The 21796-nt window shown below is 63.7% G+C and carries 27 protein-coding genes; 21 read left to right on the top strand and 6 right to left on the bottom strand.

All coding sequences use genetic code 11. The annotated features are described in order from the left end of the window. Positions 1 to 3: 3 nt before the first annotated feature. The 4 genes from CL52_RS12170 to CL52_RS12155 all read left to right on the top strand — a co-directional run bounded on the left by CL52_RS12170 (position 4) and on the right by CL52_RS12155 (position 2324). Positions 4 to 813 carry a CheW domain-containing protein gene (locus CL52_RS12170; protein ID WP_041106422.1) on the top strand — a complete coding sequence of 270 codons (810 nt, stop codon included), beginning with the start codon at positions 4 to 6 and terminating at the stop codon, positions 811 to 813. Between the two features lie 74 nt (positions 814 to 887). Continuing rightward, entirely contained in the window at positions 888 to 1367 is a 480-nt protein-coding gene (locus CL52_RS12165) for a chemotaxis protein CheW (protein WP_041106420.1), read from the top strand. 3 nt (positions 1368 to 1370) lie between these two features. Next, positions 1371 to 1784 carry a DUF2802 domain-containing protein gene (locus CL52_RS12160; RefSeq protein ID WP_041106418.1) on the top strand — a complete coding sequence of 138 codons (414 nt, stop codon included), beginning with the start codon at positions 1371 to 1373 and terminating at the stop codon, positions 1782 to 1784. Between the two features lie 102 nt (positions 1785 to 1886). Next, positions 1887 to 2324 (top strand): rhodanese-like domain-containing protein, encoded by a 438-nt coding sequence (locus CL52_RS12155; protein WP_041106416.1) that lies wholly within the window; start codon positions 1887 to 1889, stop codon positions 2322 to 2324. On the opposite strand, the gene CL52_RS12150 is transcribed toward CL52_RS12155, so the two are convergent. Both CL52_RS12150 and fliK read right to left on the bottom strand, forming a co-directional pair. Next, positions 2305 to 2637 carry an EscU/YscU/HrcU family type III secretion system export apparatus switch protein gene (locus tag CL52_RS12150; RefSeq protein ID WP_043220908.1) on the bottom strand — a complete coding sequence of 111 codons (333 nt, stop codon included), beginning with the start codon at positions 2635 to 2637 and terminating at the stop codon, positions 2305 to 2307. The two genes, CL52_RS12155 and CL52_RS12150, sit on opposite strands and share 20 nt — an antisense overlap. Next, entirely contained in the window at positions 2634 to 4163 is a 1530-nt protein-coding gene (gene fliK / locus CL52_RS12145) for a flagellar hook-length control protein FliK (protein ID WP_043220905.1), read from the bottom strand. The genes CL52_RS12150 and fliK overlap by 4 nt, the downstream gene beginning before the upstream one ends. A gap of 135 nt (positions 4164 to 4298) precedes the next feature. On the opposite strand from fliK, the gene ccmA reads away from it, so the two are divergent. From ccmA to CL52_RS12070, 15 genes are all read left to right on the top strand, one after another. Further along, on the top strand, positions 4299 to 4934 hold the full coding sequence (gene ccmA, locus CL52_RS12140) for a cytochrome c biogenesis heme-transporting ATPase CcmA (RefSeq protein WP_043220903.1): 636 nt from the start codon (positions 4299 to 4301) through the stop codon (positions 4932 to 4934). Beyond that, positions 4931 to 5602, top strand: a complete 672-nt coding sequence (ccmB, locus tag CL52_RS12135) for a heme exporter protein CcmB (RefSeq protein WP_041106409.1) — start codon at positions 4931 to 4933, stop codon at positions 5600 to 5602. The genes ccmA and ccmB overlap by 4 nt, the downstream gene beginning before the upstream one ends. A gap of 53 nt (positions 5603 to 5655) precedes the next feature. Beyond that, positions 5656 to 6411, top strand: a complete 756-nt coding sequence (locus tag CL52_RS12130) for a heme ABC transporter permease (protein WP_043220900.1) — start codon at positions 5656 to 5658, stop codon at positions 6409 to 6411. Next, a complete protein-coding gene (ccmD, locus tag CL52_RS12125; protein WP_041106406.1) occupies positions 6408 to 6584 on the top strand; it encodes a heme exporter protein CcmD in 177 nt (58 codons plus the stop codon). Before CL52_RS12130 ends, ccmD begins: the two co-directional genes overlap by 4 nt. Continuing rightward, positions 6581 to 7048, top strand: a complete 468-nt coding sequence (gene ccmE, locus CL52_RS12120) for a cytochrome c maturation protein CcmE (protein ID WP_041106404.1) — start codon at positions 6581 to 6583, stop codon at positions 7046 to 7048. Before ccmD ends, ccmE begins: the two co-directional genes overlap by 4 nt. Then, positions 7045 to 9018: a heme lyase CcmF/NrfE family subunit gene (locus tag CL52_RS12115; RefSeq protein ID WP_043220898.1), complete on the top strand. Its 1974-nt coding sequence runs from the start codon at positions 7045 to 7047 to the stop codon at positions 9016 to 9018. The genes ccmE and CL52_RS12115 overlap by 4 nt, the downstream gene beginning before the upstream one ends. A 1-nt stretch (position 9019) precedes the next feature. Further along, positions 9020 to 9553: a DsbE family thiol:disulfide interchange protein gene (locus CL52_RS12110; RefSeq protein WP_041106400.1), complete on the top strand. Its 534-nt coding sequence runs from the start codon at positions 9020 to 9022 to the stop codon at positions 9551 to 9553. Further along, entirely contained in the window at positions 9550 to 10023 is a 474-nt protein-coding gene (locus CL52_RS12105; RefSeq protein ID WP_043220896.1) for a cytochrome c-type biogenesis protein, read from the top strand. Before CL52_RS12110 ends, CL52_RS12105 begins: the two co-directional genes overlap by 4 nt. Beyond that, entirely contained in the window at positions 10020 to 11225 is a 1206-nt protein-coding gene (gene ccmI / locus CL52_RS12100; protein ID WP_043220894.1) for a c-type cytochrome biogenesis protein CcmI, read from the top strand. Before CL52_RS12105 ends, ccmI begins: the two co-directional genes overlap by 4 nt. A gap of 26 nt (positions 11226 to 11251) precedes the next feature. Then, on the top strand, positions 11252 to 11686 hold the full coding sequence (locus tag CL52_RS21465; RefSeq protein WP_074519898.1) for a hypothetical protein: 435 nt from the start codon (positions 11252 to 11254) through the stop codon (positions 11684 to 11686). A gap of 111 nt (positions 11687 to 11797) precedes the next feature. Then, the gene (fliT, locus tag CL52_RS12090) at positions 11798 to 12094 is read left to right on the top strand and encodes a flagellar protein FliT (RefSeq protein ID WP_041106392.1); all 297 of its coding nucleotides are present in this window, start codon (positions 11798 to 11800) and stop codon (positions 12092 to 12094) included. 375 nt (positions 12095 to 12469) lie between these two features. Beyond that, entirely contained in the window at positions 12470 to 13936 is a 1467-nt protein-coding gene (locus tag CL52_RS12085; protein ID WP_041106391.1) for a sigma-54 dependent transcriptional regulator, read from the top strand. A gap of 89 nt (positions 13937 to 14025) precedes the next feature. Continuing rightward, entirely contained in the window at positions 14026 to 15234 is a 1209-nt protein-coding gene (locus CL52_RS12080) for a sensor histidine kinase (protein WP_082041988.1), read from the top strand. Then, positions 15224 to 16600 carry a sigma-54-dependent transcriptional regulator gene (locus CL52_RS12075; RefSeq protein WP_043220888.1) on the top strand — a complete coding sequence of 459 codons (1377 nt, stop codon included), beginning with the start codon at positions 15224 to 15226 and terminating at the stop codon, positions 16598 to 16600. Before CL52_RS12080 ends, CL52_RS12075 begins: the two co-directional genes overlap by 11 nt. A 53-nt stretch (positions 16601 to 16653) precedes the next feature. After that, a complete protein-coding gene (locus CL52_RS12070; protein ID WP_043220886.1) occupies positions 16654 to 17310 on the top strand; it encodes a thiopurine S-methyltransferase in 657 nt (218 codons plus the stop codon). A 14-nt stretch (positions 17311 to 17324) separates the two neighbouring features. Here CL52_RS12070 and CL52_RS12065 read toward each other — a convergent pair whose 3' ends face one another. From CL52_RS12065 to CL52_RS12050, 4 genes are all read right to left on the bottom strand, one after another. After that, positions 17325 to 17978, bottom strand: a complete 654-nt coding sequence (locus CL52_RS12065) for a DUF2959 domain-containing protein (protein WP_043220883.1) — start codon at positions 17976 to 17978, stop codon at positions 17325 to 17327. Positions 17979 to 18058: 80 nt separating this feature from the next. Then, on the bottom strand, positions 18059 to 18931 hold the full coding sequence (htpX, locus tag CL52_RS12060) for a protease HtpX (protein WP_041106387.1): 873 nt from the start codon (positions 18929 to 18931) through the stop codon (positions 18059 to 18061). 80 nt (positions 18932 to 19011) lie between these two features. After that, complete coding sequence (locus CL52_RS12055) at positions 19012 to 19476, bottom strand: hypothetical protein (RefSeq protein ID WP_052264564.1); 465 nt, start codon at positions 19474 to 19476, stop codon at positions 19012 to 19014. Between the two features lie 5 nt (positions 19477 to 19481). After that, positions 19482 to 20693, bottom strand: a complete 1212-nt coding sequence (locus tag CL52_RS12050) for a pyridoxal phosphate-dependent aminotransferase (protein ID WP_041106383.1) — start codon at positions 20691 to 20693, stop codon at positions 19482 to 19484. Positions 20694 to 20879: 186 nt separating this feature from the next. Between CL52_RS12050 and msrB the strand changes: the two genes are divergently transcribed. Both msrB and CL52_RS12040 read left to right on the top strand, forming a co-directional pair. After that, positions 20880 to 21278 carry a peptide-methionine (R)-S-oxide reductase MsrB gene (gene msrB, locus CL52_RS12045; protein WP_043220877.1) on the top strand — a complete coding sequence of 133 codons (399 nt, stop codon included), beginning with the start codon at positions 20880 to 20882 and terminating at the stop codon, positions 21276 to 21278. Positions 21279 to 21294: 16 nt separating this feature from the next. After that, entirely contained in the window at positions 21295 to 21777 is a 483-nt protein-coding gene (locus tag CL52_RS12040) for a glutathione peroxidase (RefSeq protein WP_043220873.1), read from the top strand. Positions 21778 to 21796: the final 19 nt, after the last annotated feature.

Raw genomic sequence — 21796 nt, 5'->3', positions numbered from 1 at the left:
TCGATGAGTCGCCCCGTCATAGCCGAAACGCGCTCCCAGCTGGCCCTGCAGTCCTATCTCGACGCGCTGTTGCAGGATGCGACGCAGGAACTCGAGCAGGCTCCGCTGGCCTCGGTCACCCTTGACGAGTTCCAGGCGGCGGTGCTCGAAGAGCAGCAGCGCGACCACCAGCGTCAGCAGACCGTGCCGCCCGCTGCGCAGCCGCCTGTAGCCCCGGCCCCCGTCGAGCCGGTGCATTTGCGGGTGGTGGAGGAGGTTGTCGTCGCACCGGTGGTGCCACTGGTGCAGCCCGAACCAGAACCCGCGGAGCCCGCCGGGCCAGCGCTCGATGGTCAGCCAGACTGGGCGCGGGAGCCCTTCGAGTGCCTGCTGTTCGACGTCGCCGGACTGACCCTTGCCGTACCGTTGGTCTGCCTGGGCTCGATCTATCCGCTTGAAGGACAGGAGCTGACGCCCTTGTTTGGCCAGCCCGACTGGTTCCTCGGCATCCTGCCCTCGCAGGCCGGCAACCTCAAGGTGCTCGACACGGCGCGCTGGGTGATGCCCGACCGCTACCGAGACGATTTCCGCGAAGGGTTGCAATACGTCATTTCCGTGCAGGGCTACGAGTGGGGCTTGGCAGTGCATCAGGTCAGCCGCTCCATTCGCCTCGACCCGAGCGAGGTCAAGTGGCGCACGCAGCGTACGCAAAGACCGTGGCTGGCCGGGACGGTGATCGAGCACATGTGTGCACTGATGGACGTGACGGCGCTGGCCGAGCTGATCGCCAGTGGCGCGATTCGTCAGTTGCGTCCCTCAGCTGCAAGGCACTGAGTAACCCATTTGCCGCGGGCACTGCCCGCCCCCGATAAGACGACCGCCGTTGCGGTTCTGGAGAAGGTGAGACTATGAAGATGACTTCCGCGCAGGGTGCCGAAGATCCCGTACTGCAGTGGGTGACGTTCCGTCTGGATAACGAGACCTATGGCATCAACGTGATGCAGGTCCAGGAAGTGCTGCGCTATAGCGAAATCGCGCCGGTCCCCGGTGCGCCGAGCTATGTGCTGGGCATCATCAACCTGCGTGGCAACGTGGTGACCGTGATCGACACCCGTCAGCGCTTCGGCCTGGCGCCGGCCCCGGTCAGCGACAATACTCGTATCGTCATCATCGAGGCCGACCGCCAGGTGATCGGCATCATGGTCGATAGCGTCGCCGAGGTGGTCTACCTGCGGCAGTCGGAGATCGAGACGGCGCCGAACGTCGGTAATGACGAGTCGGCCAAGTTCATCCAGGGCGTGTGCAACAAGAACGGCGAACTGCTGATTCTGGTCGAACTCGACAAGATGATGAGCGAAGAAGAATGGGCGGAACTTGAGAGCATCTGATACATGCTGATCCTGTCGCTGGTCGCGTCGGTCGTAGCCTTGGCGGTGGGGTGCCTGGGCTTGCTCGGCTTCTGCCTGTGGCTGCTCAAGCAGCAGCGGCGCCAGGCGGAGGAGCAGGCCAAGCGCGACGCGATCCGCGATCGACGGATCAAGGAGCTCGCCCAGCAGCTGGAGGTATTCGCCGAAGGCAGCATGCGCATGGGCGAGCGGCTCGATGAACTCAATCGTGTGGTGTCGCCGCTGCCCGAGCGGATGGTCCAGCTCGAGCAGCGTGACCCGAACAATTTTTCCTTCTCCCAGGCCGCCAAGCTGGTTGGCATGGGCGCCAGCGTCGATGATCTGACGCAATCCTGCGGGCTGTCGCAGTCCGAAGCCGAACTCATGAGCAAGCTGCACAAGGCCCGACAAAAGCCCTGAGCCATCGGATTCCCCGTAGTGCGGAACCGTGGCTGCTGCGTCACCCTCCAACGCATATCGACCCTTGGTCCGCTGCCCCCTGATCAACAGGGAGGAGGAGCGATGCTGCGTATTCTGATGCTGTTCTTCGTGCTGGTACCGGCTGGCGTCCAGGCCGGCGAGGCGCCGGATTCGGTGGCCGGTGCGCTGACCGTGAATATCGCCCAGGCCAGGCAGCTGCACGAGCTGGGCGCAATCTTCGTCGACGTGCGGCCGGAGCGTGAGTGGGCCTGGGGACACATTCAGGGGGCCCTGCATCTGGATCTGGCGACCCGTTTCCAAAGCCTTGCCTCGGCAGACCTGCCGCGCCATGCGCCGCTCGTTGTCTATTGCGACAGCGAAGTCTGCCCCAGCGGTGCGCTGGCAGCGCAGATGGCGGTCGCCTGGGGCTACGAGCAGGTGTTCTACTTCCGCGAAGGCTATTTCGCCTGGCAACTGGCCGACCTGCCGCAGGCCAGTGGGGCAGAGGAACTGACCTACTTCAGTGCTTTGGGCCCGTGAGCATAGGACGCTGAGGCGCTGCCGGCTCGCCAGGATTGGGTTCGAACCCGGCAGGGCACTTGCCCTTGAGGTACCAGGCGAACGCGATGATTTCGGCGATGGTGCGATAAAGCGACTCGGGGATCGCGTCCCCCAGTTCCATGCGCGCCAGCAGGCGCACCAGGTCAGCATTTTCGTAGATGGGAACCTCATGTTCGCGCGCCAGCGCGAGAATGGCCTCTGCCAACTCGTCGTCACCCTTGGCGGTTAGCGTCGGGGTGTTCTGGCCATCGTAGTTAAGGGCGATGGCCTGGCGGGGCGGGGAGGTGGTCATGCGGTTTCGTCCACGAAGCGTTGCTCCAGCGAAGTGCGTGGGCCTTGGGGCGGCGTACCTTGGCGGCAGTCGAGCTGGCCGACTTGCAGGCCCGCTGACAGCAGGCGTTCGCGCAAGTGTTCGAGCTCGGCGCTGACCAGGCTTGCGGTGCTCGCCCGTTCCGCCCAGAGCTGGCTGGACAGGCAGCCGCGCTGGAGTTGAGCCTGGACCTGCAGCGGGCCCAGCGGCGCGAGATCAAATGCCAGTTCCACACGCCACAAGGGCTCAGGCTGCTCCTTGCTGTTTTCGCGCGCTGGCGCCTCACGTTGTAGCTTGATCTGCAGCGGCACGACGTCCTGGCGATCGCGCATGGGCAACTCCAGTTGCCAGGTGGTCAACTGGCTGCCGTCCGGGGTGACGTGCGTTTGCGCCAGGCTCGAGAGCTGGTGGGTCTGCAGACGCGAAACGGCGGCGGCGGCCAGTTTGAGAAGCATTTCCAGGTCGGCTTCTTCTTCCATGCCGGCCGGGAGCCTGGCGCCCAAGGGGAAATTGAGGGCCAGTTGCTGGGTGTTGGCCTGGCCGAGGGCGCCGAGCGCCTGACGCGCGAAGGCGGGCAACGCCTGACCGAAGCCGGCGCCTGATTGCGCCGCCAGCTGCGGCGTGCTGGTTGGCTGGGTTGGCAGCTGCGCCAGCAGCCGGAGCAGCAGTGCCTTGACATCGGCCGGGGCGCTACCTGTGAGTCCGGCGAGCAGGCGCGCCTCGAGGAAGACGCCGCTCGCGCTCAATGTCTGGGCGAGGGTTTTCGGGTCGCCGAGCTGTTCGACATCGGGCACGAGCCCGAGCAACTGCGACACCGTGCTGCGCAAATTTTCCGGCAGGTTGTTGCCCATGCCCTGCAGGGCATGGAAAACCCCTTCGAGCGAAGCCTGTCGACCTTGCTGCGCCGCGAGGTGCTGGGATAGCTGCAACTGGTCAAGCAGGCCGCCGAGCGGAATGAAGTTCAGCGCCTGCCCGCCCTGAACCTGAGCGGTCATCAGGCTGCCCAGCGCCAGCGGGCGGCTGGACTCGATCAGCATCGTCTGCCCGGACAGCGGGGTGTCGAGCAGCTTGAACGCAATCTGAAAGCTGGGACGACCACTGGCATCGGTCAGCTGGGCGCTGCCGACGACCTTGCCCTGAATGACCGTGCCGACCGGCAGCAGCGAGAGGTCAATACTCTGCAGCGGCTGGCTGCGCCCAGGTTGCAGTTGTGCCATGAGTCGGCTGTCGGAGAGCGCCGCGACTGCGTAGGTCGCGCCGGGCAGGACGGGCTTGGTGCTGGTAGCCTCAAGCGTGGTCTGCCGACCGTTCTCCTGTGTCAGGCGCAGTACCAGCTGAAAGCTCTGCAGCGCTTCCTTGATCGATACGACCTCGGCCTCAGCGGTCTCGCCAGGACCGAGCAGACCTTGCATGGGCTGTAGCAGGCGCAAGGCGAGATCCACGGCTGCCGTGCTGTTGCGCACGGCAGCTGCCGGCGGCATGGCCTGGACGCTCTTGATCTCGGTCATCTTCCCCTCAAATGCGCTTACAACCTTTCGCGTTCGCTGCCTTCGGCACGAGAGCCTGGCATGTATAATCGCGACCGCCCGGCCAGCCGCCAGAGTATAGCGGCTGAGCTTTTTCCATCTTGAGGTGCCGCCAGCGTGACAACACCCTTTCTCGAAGCCGTGGCGCTCGCCTGCGAGCGGGACTGGCGTCTGTTGTTCGAGCGGCTGGATCTCCGCCTGGATCGTGGCGACATGCTGCAGATTGCCGGGCCCAACGGCAGTGGCAAGACCAGCCTGTTGCGCTTGCTCTGCGGTCTGATGCAACCGACTGCCGGCGAGGTGCTGCTCAAGGGCGCGCCGTTACAGGCCCAACGGGGCGAGCTGGCGCGCAACCTCCTGTGGATCGGGCACGCAGCCGGTATCAAGGGGCTGCTCACCGCAGAAGAAAACCTCAGCTGGCTCTGTGCGCTGCATCAGCCCGCCGAGCGAGAGGCCATCTGGCAGGCGCTGGCCAACGTCGGACTGCGTGGTTTCGAAGATGTGCCCTGTCATACCTTGTCGGCCGGCCAGCAGCGTCGAGTCGCGCTGGCCCGACTCTATCTCGCGCCGCCGCCCTTGTGGGTCCTCGACGAGCCCTTTACCGCGCTGGACAAGCTCGGGGTCGCCCAGCTCGAGGCGCACCTGACCCAGCACTGCGAGGCGGGCGGACTGGTGGTGCTGACCACCCATCACAGCCTGGCGCAGACGCCCTCCGGCTACCGTGAACTCGACCTGGGGCAGCGCGCGGCATGAGTAACGTCTTCACGCTACTGCTGGCACGCGAAAGCCGCCTGTTGTTCCGTCGGCCGGCAGAGCTGGCCAACCCCTTGGTGTTCTTCGCCATCGTCATCGCGCTGTTCCCTCTGGCTGTCGGCCCGGAGTCGCAACTGTTGCAGAGCATTTCGCCGGGCCTGGTCTGGGTAGCGGCATTGCTGGCCGTGCTGCTCTCGCTGGACGGGCTGTTCCGTAGCGATTTCGAGGATGGCTCTCTGGAGCAGTGGGTCGTTTCGCCGCACCCTCTGCCGCTTCTGGTGCTTGCCAAGGTGCTGGCACACTGGGTCTTTTCCGGTCTGGCGCTGGTTTTACTGGCGCCGCTGCTCGGCATGATGCTGGGCCTGCCGCTTCGCACCCTGCCGGTGCTCCTGCTGTCGTTGCTGCTGGGAACGCCCATTCTCAGCCTGCTCGGCGCGGTTGGTGCGGCACTGACCGTCGGTCTCAAGCGGGGCGGCCTGTTGCTGGCCTTGCTGATTCTGCCGCTGTATATCCCGGTACTGATTCTTGGCAGCGGGGCACTCCAGGCGGCGCTGCAGGGATTGCCGGCGGCCGGTCATCTGTTGTGGCTGGCCAGCCTGACCGCCCTGGCGGTTACTCTGACCCCCTTTGCAATCGCCGCTGGCCTGAGAATCAGCGTCGGCGAATGAGGTTTTCCGACAGTCGGAGGCCCTGAGAGCCTCCCCTAGCGATGAGTCTTGCGATGAATTGGACGTGGTTTCACAAGCTGGGTTCGCCCAAATGGTTCTACGAAATCAGTGGCCGCTGGTTGCCCTGGTTCGCCTGGGCAGCCGGGGTTCTGATCGTCGTTGGTACCGTTTGGGCCTTGGCCTTCGCGCCGCAGGACTACCAGCAGGGCAACAGCTTTCGGATCATCTACATCCATGTGCCCGCCGCGTTTCTCGCCCAGTCGGTCTACGTAATGCTCGCCGTGGCGGGTGCGGTCGGGCTGATCTGGAAAATGAAACTCGCCGATGTCGCCCTGCAGCAGGCTGCGCCGATCGGCGCCTGGATGACCTTCATCGCCTTGCTCACCGGCGCGGTGTGGGGCAAGCCGACCTGGGGCGCCTGGTGGGTCTGGGATGCTCGGCTGACCTCCATGCTCATCCTTCTGTTCCTGTACTTCGGTGTCATTGCGCTCGGTCAGGCGATCAGCAACCGTGACAGTGCGGCGAAGGCCTGCGCGGTCCTGGCGATCGTCGGCGTGGTGAATATCCCGATCATCAAGTATTCGGTCGAGTGGTGGAACACACTGCACCAGCCGGCGACGTTCAAGATCACCGAAAAGCCGGCGATGCCCGTGGAAATGTGGCTGCCGCTGCTGATCATGGTGATCGGCTTCTACTGCTTCTTCGCCACGGTGCTGTTGATGCGCATGCGTCTGGAAGTGCTGCGACGCGAGTCGCGCAGCAGCTGGGTGAAGTCCGAGATCAGAACGCTGGTGGGGAAAGACGCGTGAATTTTTCATCCTTCGCCGAATTCGTCGCCATGGGCAACCATGGCGTCTATGTCTGGACATCCTACGGCATCAGCCTGGCGGTCCTGCTGCTCAACGTCGCGCTGCCGCTGCTGGCGCGTCGGCGTCACCTGCAAGAAGAGGCGCGCCGTTTGCGCCGGGAGGAAGTGAAGTGAATCCGGTGCGCAAAAAGCGGCTGTTCATCGTCCTGGCGATCCTGGCCGGGGTGGGCATCGCGGTGGCCCTGGCCTTGTCGGCGCTGCAGCAGAACATCAACCTGTTCTACACGCCAAGCCAGATCGCGGCCGGCGAGGCGCCGCAGGGAACGCGTATTCGAGCAGGCGGCCTGGTCGAGAACGGGTCGGTACAGCGCAGCAATGATTCGTTGAGCGTGGCCTTTCGCGTAACCGATGGCGCCGCCACGGTGACCATCCGCTATCAGGGCATCCTTCCTGACCTGTTCCGTGAAGGTCAGGGCATCGTCGCGCTCGGACGGGTGAACGAGGAGGGCGTGTTGGTCGCCGATGAGGTGCTGGCCAAGCACGATGAAAACTACATGCCGCCGGAGGTCAGTCAGGCCCTGGAAAAGAGCGGCATGATGAAACACTACGAAGGCGGCAAGCAGGAGTATCAGAAATGATTCCGGAGCTCGGCCATCTGGCCATGATCCTTGCCTTGTGCCTGGCGGCCGTGCAGGCGACTCTGCCGCTGATCGGCGCTTGGCGTGGCGACCGTATGTGGATGGGGCTGGGGCAGCCGGCGGCCTATGGCCAGTTCGTTTTCCTCGCCTTCGCCTTCGTTTGCCTGAGCTATGCGTTCATGGTCGACGACTTCTCAGTCGCCTACGTGGCGCAGAACTCCAACAGCGCATTGCCCTGGTATTACAAGTTCAGTGCGGTGTGGGGGGCGCACGAGGGTTCGCTGCTGCTCTGGGCGTTCATTCTGTCCGGCTGGACCTTTGCCGTGGCGGTCTTTTCGCGGCAATTGCCGGAGGACATGCTGGCGCGCGTGCTCGGCGTAATGGGGTTGATCAGCGTCGGCTTCCTGCTGTTTCTCATCGTCACCTCCAACCCGTTTACCCGCCTGTTGCCGCAGGCGCCGGGCGATGGGCGCGATCTCAATCCGCTGCTGCAGGATTTCGGCCTGATCGTGCACCCGCCGATGCTCTACATGGGTTACGTCGGCTTTTCGGTGGCCTTTGCCTTTGCCATCGCCGCTTTGCTGGGCGGCCGCCTCGATGCCGCCTGGGCGCGCTGGTCGCGTCCCTGGACGCTGGTGGCCTGGGCCTTCCTCGGTGTCGGCATCTCGCTCGGTTCGTGGTGGGCCTACTATGAACTCGGCTGGGGCGGCTGGTGGTTCTGGGATCCGGTGGAAAATGCCTCCTTCATGCCCTGGCTGGTCGGTACCGCGCTGATCCACTCGCTGGCAGTGACCGAGAAGCGCGGAGTGTTCAAGAGCTGGACGGTCCTGCTCGCCATCGCCGCGTTCTCCCTCAGCCTGCTGGGCACCTTCCTGGTCCGTTCCGGCGTGCTGACCTCGGTGCACGCGTTCGCCACCGATCCGGAGCGCGGTGTGTTCGTCCTGGTATTCCTGCTGCTCGTGGTCGGCAGCTCGCTGACCCTGTTCGCGCTGCGCGCGCCGGTGGTCAAGAGTCAGGTTGGCTTCGGGCTCTGGTCGCGAGAAACCCTGTTGCTAGTGAACAACCTGCTGCTGGTCGTGGCCACTGCGATGATTCTGCTCGGCACGCTTTACCCGCTGCTGCTGGACGCCATTTCCGGTGCCAAGCTGTCGGTCGGGCCACCCTATTTCAATGCCATGTTCGTGCCCTTGATGGCGGCACTGATGCTGACGCTCGGTGTTGGCGTGCTGGTGCGCTGGAAGGATACGCCGCTGAAATGGCTGCTGGGCATGCTCGGTCCGGTGCTGATCGCGGCCGTGGTGCTTGGAGGCCTTGGTTCGCTGGTCTTCGGTGACTTCAATTTCGCTGTGCTGGCGGTCTGTCTGCTGGCGGCCTGGGTCGTCCTGGCTGCAGTGCGCGACCTGCTCGACAAGACTCGTCACAAGGGACTGGTCAAAGGCGCACGCGGCCTAAGCCCGAGCTACTGGGGCATGCACCTGGCGCACCTGGGCCTTGCGGTCTGCGCGATTGGCGTGGTGCTGACCAGCCATCAGAGCGCGGAGCGGGACCTGCGTCTGGCGCCTGGCGAGTCGCTCGAGCTGGGTGGCTACCATTTCGTCTTCGACGGTGCCGAGCACCACGAAGGGCCGAACTTTACTTCCGATCGGGCTACGGTCCGCGTGTTCGATGGCGAGCGCCAGATCGCGACGTTGCATCCGGAAAAGCGGCTTTACACGGTGCAGCAGATGCCGATGACCGAAGCAGGTATCGACCCTGGATTTACCCGCGATCTCTACGTGGCGCTCGGTGAGCCACTGGGCGATGGTGCCTGGGCGGTGCGCGTGCACATCAAGCCCTTCGTACGCTGGATCTGGCTCGGCGGTCTGATGATGGCATTCGGCGGCGTGCTGGCGGCGAGCGACCGGCGTTATCGAGTGAAGGTCAAGACCCGGGTGCGTGAAGCGCTGGGGCTGGCAGGACAAGGAGCCTGATGTGAGAAGACTGCTGTTGTTGCTACCGCTGGTGATATTCCTGGTGGTAGCGGTGTTCCTCTACCGGGGGCTGTTCCTCGATCCGTCCGAATTGCCGTCGGCCCTCATCGGCAAGCCGGTGCCTGCTTTCTCGCTGCCTTCTGTGACCGACGAGCAACAGCTGCTCACGCAGGATGATCTCAAGGGCAAGCCGGCGCTGCTCAACGTATGGGCGACCTGGTGCGTGTCGTGCAAGGTCGAGCACCCTGTGCTGAACGCGCTGGCAGAGCAGGGCGTGGTGATCTACGGCGTCAATTACAAGGACGACAATGCCGCTGCGCGCAAGTGGCTGCGCGAGTTTCACAATCCTTACCAGCTCGACATCCGTGATGAGCAGGGCTCGCTCGGGCTCGATCTGGGTGTCTACGGCGCGCCCGAGACGTTCCTGATCGACAAGCAGGGCGTCATTCGCCACAAGTTCGTTGGCGTGATTGACGAGCGCGTCTGGCGTGAGCAGCTTGCGCCGCTTTACCAGGCGCTGGTGGACGAAAAATGATGCGCTCGCTCCTCGCCGTGTTCGTCGGCTTGCTCATCAGTCTCGTGGCCTATGGTGCAATCGATACTTACGAGTTTCGTGATGAAGCCGAACGTGAGCGCTACCGGACGCTCACCGAAGAGCTGCGCTGCCCCAAGTGCCAGAACCAGAACATCGCCGACTCAAACGCGCCGATTGCAATGGATCTTCGCAAGGAGATCTTTCGCATGCTGGAGGAGGGCCAGAGCAACGACCAGATCATTGATTATCTGGTTGCCCGCTACGGTGACTTCGTTCGCTATCGGCCGCCGGTAACCAAAACCACGCTGCTGCTCTGGTACGGGCCCGCCGCGCTGCTGACCCTCGGGCTTGGCGTGCTGGCGTTCATCATCGTGCGCCGCCGTCGCGTGGACAGCACGCCTGCGGCCCAAACTCTCACCGAAGCCGAGCGCCAGCGCCTGGCCTCCCTGCTGGACAAGAAAGAGCCATGACCGATTTCTGGATCGCTGCCGGCCTGTTGCTGCTGGCGGCCCTTGCCATTCTGTTGCTGCCGATCATGCGTGGCCGCAAGGCGCAGGCCGAAGAAGACCGTACTGCACTGAACGTCGCGCTCTATCAGGAGCGCCTGGACGAACTGTCCGCGCAGTTCGCGGCAGGTACGCTTACCGAGGCGCAGTACGAGGCAGGCAAGGCCGATGCTGCGCGCGAGTTGCTGAGCGATACCGAAGGGGCTGAGCCACAGCGTAGCGGTCGCCTTGGACGCGCGGTGCCGCTGATCCTGGCGTTTCTGGTGCCCTTGCTGGGCTTCGGTCTGTATCTGCATTGGGGCGCCAGTGACAAGGTGCTGCTGGCTCGCCAGTTCTCCGAGCAACCTCGTTCGATGGAGGAGATGGTCGTGCGTCTCGAGCAGGCCGTCGAAGCCCAGCCGGATTCGGCCGAGGGGTGGTACTTCCTCGGGCGCGCCTACATGAGTCAGGAGCGCCCTGCCGACTCGGCCAAGGCATTCGAGCGGGTGATCGCACTGGCGGGGCGGCAGCCTGAGCTGCTTGGACAGTTGGCTCAGGCGCGTTACTTCGCCAATGACCGTCAGTGGAGCGAGGAACTCCAGGCTTTGACCGACGAGGCGCTCAAAGGCGATCCGCAGGAGGTTACGACCCTCGGCTTGCTCGGTATCGCCGCATTCGAGGAGAAGCGCTACGCCGACGCCATCGGCTACTGGGAGCGCCTGGTGGCGACGCTGCCTGAGCAGGACCCATCGCGCGAGGCCATACAGGGCGGGATCGCTCGTGCGCGACAGGAGCTGGGGGACGCGGCGCCAGCTGTGCCACCGGCGGTTGCCCAGCAAGCGGTCACATTGCAGGTGCAGGTAGACCTTGCGCCGGAGCTCAAGACCAAGGTCGATCAGCAAGACAGCGTGTTCGTGTTCGCCCGCGCCGTGTCCGGGCCGAAGATACCCTTGGCCGTCAAGCGGCTCAGCGTGGCTGACTTGCCCGCGAAGGTCAGCCTTGGTGACGCCGATGCGATGATGCCGCAACTCAAGATGTCGAATTACTCCCAGGTTCAGCTCACCGCGCGTATTTCACGCGAGGGGAATGCAACCAAAGGGCAATGGATCGGTCAGAGCGAGGTGCTTGAGCCGGCTGCGGATGCGCCTGGCGTGAGCCTGGTGATCGACAGCCCCGACGGACAGTAAATGCGAGAAATGCAAGGCGAGCGAGCATGAACAACAGGGAATCCGGAATCGACCGAGTTGCCAGACTGGCCGGTGTAGTCGGCATTGCGCTGCTTCTTGGCGCTTGCGCCGGGTCGCCTTATCGGAGTGAGAAGGCGCCTGTTGAGCCGAGCGAGCCGCCTGCGCGGACCGCGCCGCCGCCGAGCGGGCCGGTGATCACGCCGCCGCCCATGCCGTCTCCGGAGGCGCCGCGCGCGCCGAGCGTTCAGCGTAGCCACCCGCGCTATGCCCCGCCGCCTTACGGACAGGCGCATTGGGACAACCGCCTGGGTGTCTATGTGGTTGAAGGGACCGAGCTGTTCTACCGCGATCGCCTCTACTATCGGTGGGATGGCGACTGGTTTTGTGCCGGTCGTCCGGATGGCCCCTGGGAGCCGGTCGCGCCTCCAAGTGTTCCGCCAGGGTTGCGTAGTTACCGCTGAGCCTCGCATCGACCGATCGCACTAAAGCCTCGTTTGCCGTTGCCGATAAGAGAAGTGTCCCGGGCAACTGCCCATGACTCAGTCACTGATCGCCCAACCGGAGTCGACTCCATGAATGCTTCCGTCAAACGTCTCGAGGAAACCGGCAGCGCCTTGCGCAATGCACTGGCGGAACAGGACTGGGCGGCCATCAGTGTGCTCGATCGGGAATGCCGGCTGGCGGTCGAAGAAGCCATGCACGAGCCGCAGCGCGATGAGGCGCTGGTGCGTCAAAGCATGCAGGCTCTGCTCGAGCTCTACCGTGATCTGGTTTCAACCTGCCAGGCCGAGCGGCACCGGATCGCGTCGGAACTGCTCCAACTGAATCAGTCCAAACAGGGCGCCAAGGTGTACCAGCTCTTCGGTTGATCCGTATTTCCCCTCGCGACGCAATGCCGCATGTCCTTCCGTCTGCCTTAGGCAAACGTAACGGAACTTTTCTATCAGTCTCGCGGCTCATAGGTTTATCAGGGCAGAGAGTTGGCGCTATATCCCTGCATTTTGTGCTTTTAATTGCTGTTATTTTGACTTTTTGAGGCGCTGGATTTCACGCGCTCAGATCCCGGCCAAGCTGACAGTCGACACATAAGGGGCGGAGACCGTTACGCCTTTAGGCGCATTGGCACGTCATTAATTTGACTCAGTTCCCTTTTTCTAATTAACTAGCGGCTCGCTGCCGTTGGTGGTCGTTTCTCAAGGATTCGAGCGCAGGCATCCTCTAGAAATCAGGGCCCTATAGACAAGATGTGGCGTGATACCAAGATTTTGTTGATAGACGATGACTGCGATCGTCGGCGGGATATGACCGTCATCCTGAACTTCCTCAGCGAGGATCACCTGGCTTGCGCAAGCGACGACTGGCGTCGGGCCGTCGAAGGGCTTGAGTCGAGCGGCAGTATTCTCGGCGTGCTGGTCGGCCAGATCGACTCTAAGGGGGGCGCGGCCGAGTTGCTCAAGCAGCTGGGGCAGTGGGACGAACAACTGCCGTTGATCCTGCTTGGCGAGCCGGCCCCGGCCGATTGGCCAGAGGATGCGCGACGTCGTGTTCTTACCAGCCTGGAAATGCCACCGAGCTACAACAAGCTACTCGACTCCCTGCACCGCGCCCAGATCTATCGGGAGATGACCCAGGCGAAGGGGCGCGGGCGCCAGCGTGAAACCAATTTGTTCCGCAGCCTGGTCGGGACCAGTCGTGCCGTCCAGCATGTGCGGCAGATGATGCAGCAGGTCGCCGACACCGAGGCCAGCGTGCTGATCCTTGGTGAATCCGGCACTGGCAAAGAAGTCGTCGCGCGCAATCTGCACTATCACTCCAAGCGCCGGCAGGCGCCTTTTGTGCCGGTCAATTGCGGTGCGATCCCGGCCGAGCTGCTCGAAAGCGAACTGTTCGGTCATGAGAAAGGCGCCTTCACCGGGGCGATCACTGCGCGAGCCGGGCGTTTCGAATTGGCCGAAGGCGGCACGCTGTTTCTCGATGAGATCGGCGACATGCCGTTGCCGATGCAGGTCAAGCTGTTGCGCGTACTGCAGGAGCGGACGTTCGAGCGCGTCGGCAGCAACCGTACCCAGCAGGCGGACGTTCGCATTATCGCGGCGACCCACAAGGACCTGGAGAAGATGATCGAAGAGGGGACGTTCCGCGAGGACCTCTACTATCGATTGAATGTGTTCCCTATCGAAATGGCGCCCTTGCGCGAGCGGGTCGAAGACATACCGCTGCTGCTCAACGAACTCATTTCAAGGATGGAGCACGAGAAGCGCGGCTCCATTCGATTCAACTCAGCCGCAATCATGTCGCTGTGCCGTCACGACTGGCCGGGCAACATCCGCGAGCTGGCCAACCTCGTCGAGCGCATGGCGATCATGCATCCGTACGGCGTCATCGGCGTCATGGAACTGCCGAAGAAATTCCGCCATGTCGATGACGACGACGAGCAATACGCCAGCGCCTTGCAGGACGAAATGGAGGAGCGGGCAGCGATCAACGCGCCCATCGCCGTCGCTGATGCCCACGCGATGCTGCCGGCCGAAGGCCTCGACCTCAAGGAATACCTGGGCAACCTCGAACAGGGCCTGATTCACCAGGCGCTCGAGGATGCCGGTGGCGTGGTTGCGCGTGCTGCCGAGCGTCTGCGCATCCGGCGGACCACCCTGGTCGAAAAGATGCGCAAGTACGGGATGAATCGCCGCGACGACGACATCGCCGAGTGATCTCCCGCGGGCGTTGGCGCGAAGGCGCCGACGCCCGGTCAATCCCGTCAAGGCACGAACATTGCTCCGGCTCCGCAGACGTCCAATCCTTGACGGAGTCGAGCGGAGCCGTGAGTACAACCGCCCACCACGCCACAACCAGTCCACCCGTTGCCACGCCGAAAGAGCGGGCGCTTGACGATCTGGCGCGCCTGGCCAGGCAGCTGGATGTCTCCTATGGCCAAGTCGAAGCGCGTGTCGCTGAGCTGACCGGCCAGCTCGAGGCTGCCAGCTTGCTGCGCCAGCAGGAGATCGCCGAGAAAGAAAGCCTTGTGCGAAGGCACCAGAGCCTTTTGGATCTGTTGCCCGGTGGGGTAGTGGTGATCGACGGACGCGGCATTGTCGACGAGGCCAATCCGGCTGCGCTGGACCTGTTGGGTGCCGATCTGCTCGGCCGCCTCTGGCGTGACGTTATCGCCCAGCGCTTCGCCCCTCGCGGCGACGATGGCCATGAGGTATCGCTGCGCGACGGACGGCGTGTTGCCATTGCCACGCGCTCGCTGGAGAGCGAGCCAGGGCAGCTGGTGCTGCTGACCGACCTCACGGAAACCCGCCGGCTGCAGGAGCAGCTTGCTCGGCACCAGCGCCTCTCGTCGCTGGGGCGCATGGTCGCTTCGCTCGCCCATCAGGTGCGGACGCCTCTGTCGGCCGCACTCATCTATGCCAGCCACCTGCAGCAGGGCGCGCTGAACCCCGACCAGCAAAGCCGTTTCGCCGGCCGACTGAAGGCCCGTCTCGAAGACATGGAGCGGCAGGTGCGCGACATGCTGGTCTTTGCCCGTGGCGACCTGCCGCTGACTGACCGGCTGACCCCCACAGCATTGCTCGCCGCACTGCGTTCAGCGGCCGAGCCTTTGCTCCAGGGCATCGAGGTGCGCTGGCAGTGCGACGTCGCGGCGGGCGAGCTGTTGTGCAATCGAGACACCCTTGTCGGTGCCCTGTGCAACTTGCTGGACAATGCCAGGCAGGCGGCCGGCGAGCCGGCGCGATTGAAAGTGCATGTCTACCGTCGCCGAAGTGTCGTGCGCCTGTGTGTGAGCGACAACGGGATGGGCATCGCGCCCGCCGTGCTGGCCCGTCTGGGCGAACCGTTCTTTACCACCAAGGCGAGCGGGACCGGGCTTGGTCTGGCTGTCGCCATGGCTGTCGCACGTGCGCATCACGGCGAACTTCAGGTGCGCTCACGGCTCGGGCGCGGGACCTGCGTGCGGTTATCCCTGCCGCTGATAGCGGTGCAGGAGCTTGCCGATGACCGCTGATGATCGGTTGTTGCTGGTCGAAGACGATCCCGCATTGCGCGAGGCGCTGGGCGACACGCTCGAGCTGGCCGGCTACGCGTACACCGCAGTCGCGAACGCCGAGGAGGCACTGGCGGCGCTGCGGTCGGAACACTTTGCCCTGGTGATCAGCGACGTGAACATGCCGGGAATGGACGGCCACGGACTGTTGCGTACTTTGCGCGAGCGGCATCCCGGCGTGCCGATGGTGCTGATGACCGCCTTCGCCCAGGTGGAGAGGGCGGTCGACGCGATGCGCGAAGGGGCGTTGGACTACCTGGTCAAACCCTTCGAACCCTCCAGGCTGCTCGATCTGCTGGCGCGCTACCTCGATACGGCGTGTCGGCCGGCACAGGACTCGGGCCCTATCGCCTGCGAGCCTGCCAGTCGGCAGTTGCTGGCTTTGGCCGCCCGCGTGGCACGCAGCGATTCCACCGTGTTGATCTCCGGCGAGTCCGGAACCGGCAAGGAAGTGCTGGCGCGCTATATCCACGTCTGCTCGGCGCGCGCTGAGCAGCCGTTCGTGGCGATCAACTGTGCCGCGATTCCGGATTCGATGCTCGAGGCCACCTTGTTCGGGCACGAAAAGGGCGCCTTCACGGGCGCCTTGCATTCTCAGCCTGGCAAGTTCGAACAGGCCAACGGTGGCACCTTGTTGCTGGACGAGATTTCCGAGATGCCGCTCGCGCTACAGGCGAAGCTTCTACGTGTTCTGCAGGAGCGCGAGGTGGAGCGGGTCGGTGGTCGGAGGCCGATTACCTTGGATATCCGCGTGCTGGCCACGACCAACCGGGACATTCAGGGCGAAGTGGCCGCTGGGCGCTTTCGCGAGGACCTCTATTACCGGCTGTCGGTATTTCCCCTGCGCTGGGCCCCGCTGCGAGAGCGGCCCGCGGATATTCTGCCCCTGGCCGAGCGCTTGCTGGCCAGGCACGCGCAGCGTCAGGGCCTGGGGCCGGCGCGTTTATCCGAGCAGGCGCGGCGCAGCCTGCTCGAGCACGCCTGGCCCGGCAACGTGCGGGAACTGGACAATGCCATTCAGCGTGCGCTGATCTTGCAGCAGGGCGGCGTGATCGAGGCGGCGGATCTGTTTATCGACCGGCCGGGAGAGGCGCACGGCAGGCCTGCCATGCCTGCCGTGGGGGGCGAGACTGACGAGCCATCCGGCGCACTGAATGATGATCTGCGCCACCGCGAATATCGGCTCATTCTCGACACCCTGCGTGCCGAACGCGGCCGGCGCAAGGAAACCGCCGAGCGCCTGGGCATCAGTCCGCGGACGCTGCGCTACAAGCTCGCACAGATGCGCGAGGCCGGGCTTGATATCGACGGCTCGCTGTTCGGCTGAATTCAACGCTGGGCCGGTGTAGGCTGCGTCAGTCATTCACTGGAGAGGCGGCTGTGAACGAGGCTTTCTGGCACGAGCGCTGGGCGCGTAACGAAATCGGTTTCCACCTGGGCGAAGTCAATCCCTATCTGCTGCGGCACTGGTCGTCGCTTGCGCTGCCGAATGGTGCTCGCGTGCTGGTTCCGTTGTGTGGCAAGTCGCTGGACATGGCCTGGCTGGTGGAGCAGGGCTTCACCGTGGTGGGCGTCGAGCTGAGCGAAAAGGCCGTGCGTGCGTTTTTTGACGAGCAACGGCTGGTGCCGCAGGTGGAGCGGCGCGGGGCTTTCCAGCGCTTCGTCGCCGGCCGGCTGGAAATACTCTGCGGTGATGTGTTCGCCTTGGGCGCCGCGGAGCTCGAAGGTTGCGTTGCGATCTATGATCGAGCGGCGCTCATCGCGCTGCCACTGGCGCTCCGGCAGCGATACGTTGACCACCTCACTTCGCTGATGCCTACGGGGGCCGAGTTGTTGCTGGTGACCGTCGAATACGATCAGGCCGAGATGAGCGGTCCGCCATTCTCGGTACCCCAGCAGGAAGTTGTGCAGCTTTACGCAGGATGCTGGGAGCTCGAATTGCTCGCCAGGCACGACGTGCTGCAGCAGAACTGGAAGTTTCTCCAGCGGGGCCTCAGCCGACTGGAGGAGTGCGTCTATCGCATGCGCCGCCGCTGAATCGGTCGAATGGCTCAGCTGGGCGAACGGGACGACTGCAACCGTTTGACGAAACCGTCGGCCTCATCGATCGAACGCTGCATGTCCTGCAGCAGTCGGTCGACGTTGCTCTGCAGGTTGCGGTATTCCCCATGCAAGGCACCGATGGCGCGCGCGTTCAGGTTGTGCTTGAGGTAAAGCACCTGGTCGTGCAGCACATTGAGTACAGGGTCGATGCGCTTCTCGGCGGCCTTCATGCGTTCGATCAGAGTGCGATACTCGGCCCGTGTGCGGCTCAACTGGCGTGCACTGGCTTGCTTCAGGTTACGATCGGAATATTGCTCGATCTCGTCAGCCCACTCGTCGAACAGCGCCTGAGCGACATCTTCCACTGCGGTGATTCGCTCGCGCACTTCTCGTGCACTGGCTGCGCTGGCTTCGTATTCGCGGCTCAGGGCGTCGTAGCGTTGCTCCAGTTCGCCGCCCTTGACGGTGACCACGCTGCGATATTGTTCGAGCGCATCCTTGAATTGCTGCTTGGCTTCGAGTTGCGAGTCACGCGCATCTTCGACGCGATCGACGAGGATGTCGCGCTTGTGGATGCCGACCTTTTCCATCGCCGCGTAATAGGCGTTCTGGCAGCCGCCCAGGGTGAGCAGGGCGAGGCAGGTGATCAGCAAGCGGCGCATGGGCAGGTTCCTTATCTGACAGGTGCGCTATAGACAAAAGAAAAGGGCGACTTGCGTCGCCCTTTTCCGCTCTGCAAGGCTTACCCGCGCTGGCGTAGCGCCTCGATGCGGTCGTCCAGCGATGGGTGGGTCATGAACAGGCCGGCCAGGCCGTGTTTGAGGGCGCCGTTGATGCCGAATGCCTTCAGGCTGTCCGGCATCTGCACCGGCACGCCTTGTTCTACCTGCAGGCGGCGCAGGGCACCGATCATCGCCTGAGTGCCGGCCAGGTCGGCGCCCGCTTCGTCGGCACGGTACTCGCGCTTGCGCGAGAACCACATGACGATGATGCTGGCGAGAATGCCCAGGACCAGTTCGGCGAAGATGGTCGCGACGAAATAACCGATCCCCTGACCTTCCTCGTTCTTGAGGATGGCCTTGTCGACGAAGTTGCCGAAGATGCGCGCGAAGAACATGACAAAGGTGTTCACCACGCCCTGGATGAGGGCAAGGGTGACCATGTCGCCATTGGCCACGTGGCCGATCTCGTGCGCCAGCACGGCGCGGACCTCGTCCGGGGAGAAGCGCTCTAGCAGACCCTGGCTCACGGCAACCAGCGCATCGTTGCGATTCCAGCCGGTGGCGAAAGCGTTGGCTTCGTACGCCGGGAAGATACCGACTTCCGGCATCTTGATTCCTGCCTCGCGCGACAGTTGTTCGACCGTCTGCAGCAGCCATTGCTCGTGACGCGTGCGCGGCTGGCTGATGATCTCGGTGCGAGTGCTCATCTTCGCCATCCACTTGGACAGGAACAGCGACACGAGCGAGCCGGCGAAGCCGAATACCGCACAGAACACCAACAGGCTGCCGTAATTCTGGCCAGTGTAGCGATCGACCCCCAGGACCTTCAGGGTGATGCTGGCGATCAGCAGCACCGCAAGGTTGGTGGCCAGGAACAGGAAAATGCGCATCATGTTGCGGCTGACTCCAGCGGATAGAGAGAACGATAGGCTATATAAGGCCCGGTCCCGGGCTATTCAACCGAGCGACTATTTCAAGCTATGTCGCTTGGCCGGCGCGATGATGATGCCGCGGTGCCGTGCAGCAGCTGATGCGAGAGCTGCGCTATCCGTTCGCTGTCGCCACGGGCCAGGGCCTCGCGTAGCTGGTTGGCCAGATTGCCGCGGATGCGACGGATCGCGGCGGGCAGGGCAGCGAGCTGCTTGTCGGCGTCGGGCGCCGCAGCGCTCAGTCGCAGGAAACCCTTTTCGCTGAGGACGGCCTGATCCAGCGCCTCGAAACGAATGGTCGTCTCGAAGCGCAGATAGCCTTCTTCGGCCAGCCAGAGCAGTGCGCCAAGGCAGCTCTGGTGGCGTTTGCTCGGCAGGCCGAACTCATCCGGTTCTTCGCGGCCGATCAGATCTTCGACATAGAGCGCCGTCTTGCGCGGAAAGGCCTGATACAGCATGAGCAGGCCGGCCGCGGCGTCTCGGTAGAAGTCGTCGATGTGCAGGTCCATCGTGCCTACTGCTGATAGGTCCTGAGGAAGTTGCCGATGCGTCCGATCGCTTGCTCGAGGTCATCGACGCGCGGCAGCGTGACGACGCGGAAGTGATCCGGCCAGGGCCAGTTGAACGCGGTGCCCTGGACGATCAGGAGCTTTTCCGAGAGCAACAGATCGAGCACGAATTTTTCGTCGTTGTGAATCGGGCAGATTTTCGGGTCGATGCGCGGAAAGGCATACAACGCACCCATCGGCTTCACACAGCTGATGCCGGGGATGTCGTTGAGCAACTCCCAGGTGCGGTTGCGCTGCTCGAGCAGGCGGCCCGGAGGCAGCACCAGGTCGTTGATGCTCTGGTAGCCGCCCAGCGCGGTCTGGATCGCGTGCTGCGAAGGAACGTTGGCGCACAGCCGCATGTTGGCCAGGATATCGAGGCCTTCGATGTAGCTCTGTGCCCTCTGTTTCGGCCCGGAAATCGCGACCCAGCCGGAGCGGAATCCGGCGACGCGATAGGACTTGGACAACCCGTTGAAGGTCAGGCAGAGCACGTCCGGCGCCAGCGAGGCGGTCGAGATGTGTACCGCATCGTCATACAGGATCTTGTCGTAGATTTCGTCCGAAAAGATCACCAGGCGATGCTGGCGGGCCAGCTCCACCATGCCCTCGAGCACTTCCTTCGGGTAGACCGCGCCGGTCGGATTGTTCGGGTTGATCAGCACCAGAGCCTTGGTGTTGGGGGTGATCTTGGCCTTCATGTCCTGAAGGTCCGGCCACCAGTTGGCCTGCTCGTCGCACAGATAGTGCACCGGCTTGCCGCCGGCCAGGCTCACGGCTGCGGTCCACAGCGGGTAGTCCGGCGCCGGGATGAGCACCTCATCGCCGTTGTTCAGCAACGCTTGCATGGACATCACGATGAGCTCGGACACGCCGTTGCCCAGGTAGATGTCCTCGATGCCGATGCCTTCGACCTGCTTCTGCTGGTAGTACTGCATGATCGCCTTGCGGGCGCTGAACAGACCTTTCGAGTCGCTGTAGCCCTGGGCGGTCGGCAGGTTGCGGATGACGTCCTGGAGGATTTCCTCCGGGGCCTCGAAACCGAAGGGTGCCGGGTTGCCGATGTTCAGCTTGAGGATACGATGGCCTTCCTCTTCCAGGCGTTTGGCGTGCTTGAGCACCGGCCCGCGAATGTCGTAGCAGACATTGGCAAGCTTGTTCGATTTGCTGACCTGCATGATTCCAGAGTGTCCCGAAGTGAAGCGCACCCGTCCCGAGCTAGGCTGCGCTGGTTGAACCCGGGCGCCTTGGCAGCGAGAAACCCCGCTGCCAGACTAGGCGTCGAAGAAGGAACGCATCATACGTGCGGCCCGATGGGCGGAAAAGGTACAGATCGGGCTTTTTTCCACAGACGAGGTGTATCGATGGACAAGCTGGACAAGCCGCTCGAAGCCTGGCGCGCGGAGCTATCCGACGAGCAGTTCCGCATCTGCCGACTCGGCGCCACCGAGCGTCCCTTCACGGGGCGTTACAACGACACCAAGACACCGGGGACCTATAAATGCGTCTGCTGCGGCGAGCCGCTGTTCGATTCGTCCAGCAAGTTCGATTCCGGCTGTGGCTGGCCGAGCTATTCGGCGCCCATCAACGAGGCGGCCATTACCGAGCTGGATGATTTCAGCCATGGCATGCATCGCATCGAGGTGCGCTGCGCCCGTTGCGAGGCGCACCTGGGGCACGTTTTTCCCGATGGGCCGCCGCCGACAGGGCTGCGCTACTGCATCAATTCCGCTTCGCTCGAACTTCAGCCACGCGAGGCCTGAACCCTCAGGGCAACGTATGCACGACGCGCTTTTCGACCTGCCTTGCACCACCATCGATGGGCAGCTCCGCACGCTGGCGGACTACCCGGCCAAGGTGTTGCTGATCGTCAATACCGCCAGCCAGTGCGGCTTTACTCCGCAGTACAAAGGTCTCGAGCAGCTCTGGCGCACCTATCGTGACCGCGGTCTGGTGGTGCTTGGCTTTCCCTGCGACCAATTCGGCGGCCAGGAGCCGGACAGCGAGTCCGAAATCGCCGCATTCTGCGAGCGCCGTTTCGGCGTCAGCTTCCCGCTGTTCGCCAAGGTGGAGGTCAACGGCGGTGAGGCTCATCCGCTGTTCGTCGAGTTGAAGAAGCGGGCGCCCGGCCTGTTGGGAAGCAAGGCGATCAAGTGGAACTTCACCAAGTTTCTGGTGGCTGACGGGGGGCGCACGGTGCGGCGCTATTCCTCGCGAACCCCGCCGGAGACGCTGGGCGCTGTGATCGAACAGTATCTTTAGCCCGCATCAACGCGGGCCC

It is taken from the genome of Stutzerimonas balearica DSM 6083 (assembly GCF_000818015.1).
Lineage (GTDB): Bacteria > Pseudomonadota > Gammaproteobacteria > Pseudomonadales > Pseudomonadaceae > Stutzerimonas > Stutzerimonas balearica.
Note: the sequence above shows the minus strand (reverse complement) of the source record. Positions and strands in the feature narration are given on the sequence as shown.

Excerpts from the sequence above, each read along its gene's own strand:
- CL52_RS12170 (WP_041106422.1), top strand. The coding sequence starts at position 4 with ATGAGTCGCCCCGTCATAGCCGAAACGCGCTCCCAGCTGGCCCTGCAG.
- CL52_RS12165 (WP_041106420.1), top strand. The coding sequence starts at position 888 with ATGAAGATGACTTCCGCGCAGGGTGCCGAAGATCCCGTACTGCAGTGG.
- CL52_RS12160 (WP_041106418.1), top strand. The coding sequence starts at position 1,371 with ATGCTGATCCTGTCGCTGGTCGCGTCGGTCGTAGCCTTGGCGGTGGGG.
- CL52_RS12155 (WP_041106416.1), top strand. The coding sequence starts at position 1,887 with ATGCTGCGTATTCTGATGCTGTTCTTCGTGCTGGTACCGGCTGGCGTC.
- CL52_RS12150 (WP_043220908.1), bottom strand. The coding sequence starts at position 2,637 with ATGACCACCTCCCCGCCCCGCCAGGCCATCGCCCTTAACTACGATGGC.
- fliK (WP_043220905.1), bottom strand. The coding sequence starts at position 4,163 with ATGACCGAGATCAAGAGCGTCCAGGCCATGCCGCCGGCAGCTGCCGTG.
- ccmB (WP_041106409.1), top strand. The coding sequence starts at position 4,931 with ATGAGTAACGTCTTCACGCTACTGCTGGCACGCGAAAGCCGCCTGTTG.
- CL52_RS12130 (WP_043220900.1), top strand. The coding sequence starts at position 5,656 with ATGAATTGGACGTGGTTTCACAAGCTGGGTTCGCCCAAATGGTTCTAC.
- CL52_RS12115 (WP_043220898.1), top strand. The coding sequence starts at position 7,045 with ATGATTCCGGAGCTCGGCCATCTGGCCATGATCCTTGCCTTGTGCCTG.
- CL52_RS12105 (WP_043220896.1), top strand. The coding sequence starts at position 9,550 with ATGATGCGCTCGCTCCTCGCCGTGTTCGTCGGCTTGCTCATCAGTCTC.
- ccmI (WP_043220894.1), top strand. The coding sequence starts at position 10,020 with ATGACCGATTTCTGGATCGCTGCCGGCCTGTTGCTGCTGGCGGCCCTT.
- CL52_RS21465 (WP_074519898.1), top strand. The coding sequence starts at position 11,252 with ATGAACAACAGGGAATCCGGAATCGACCGAGTTGCCAGACTGGCCGGT.
- fliT (WP_041106392.1), top strand. The coding sequence starts at position 11,798 with ATGAATGCTTCCGTCAAACGTCTCGAGGAAACCGGCAGCGCCTTGCGC.
- CL52_RS12085 (WP_041106391.1), top strand. The coding sequence starts at position 12,470 with ATGTGGCGTGATACCAAGATTTTGTTGATAGACGATGACTGCGATCGT.
- CL52_RS12075 (WP_043220888.1), top strand. The coding sequence starts at position 15,224 with ATGACCGCTGATGATCGGTTGTTGCTGGTCGAAGACGATCCCGCATTG.
- CL52_RS12065 (WP_043220883.1), bottom strand. The coding sequence starts at position 17,978 with ATGCGCCGCTTGCTGATCACCTGCCTCGCCCTGCTCACCCTGGGCGGC.
- htpX (WP_041106387.1), bottom strand. The coding sequence starts at position 18,931 with ATGATGCGCATTTTCCTGTTCCTGGCCACCAACCTTGCGGTGCTGCTG.
- CL52_RS12055 (WP_052264564.1), bottom strand. The coding sequence starts at position 19,476 with ATGGACCTGCACATCGACGACTTCTACCGAGACGCCGCGGCCGGCCTG.
- CL52_RS12050 (WP_041106383.1), bottom strand. The coding sequence starts at position 20,693 with ATGCAGGTCAGCAAATCGAACAAGCTTGCCAATGTCTGCTACGACATT.
- msrB (WP_043220877.1), top strand. The coding sequence starts at position 20,880 with ATGGACAAGCTGGACAAGCCGCTCGAAGCCTGGCGCGCGGAGCTATCC.
- CL52_RS12040 (WP_043220873.1), top strand. The coding sequence starts at position 21,295 with ATGCACGACGCGCTTTTCGACCTGCCTTGCACCACCATCGATGGGCAG.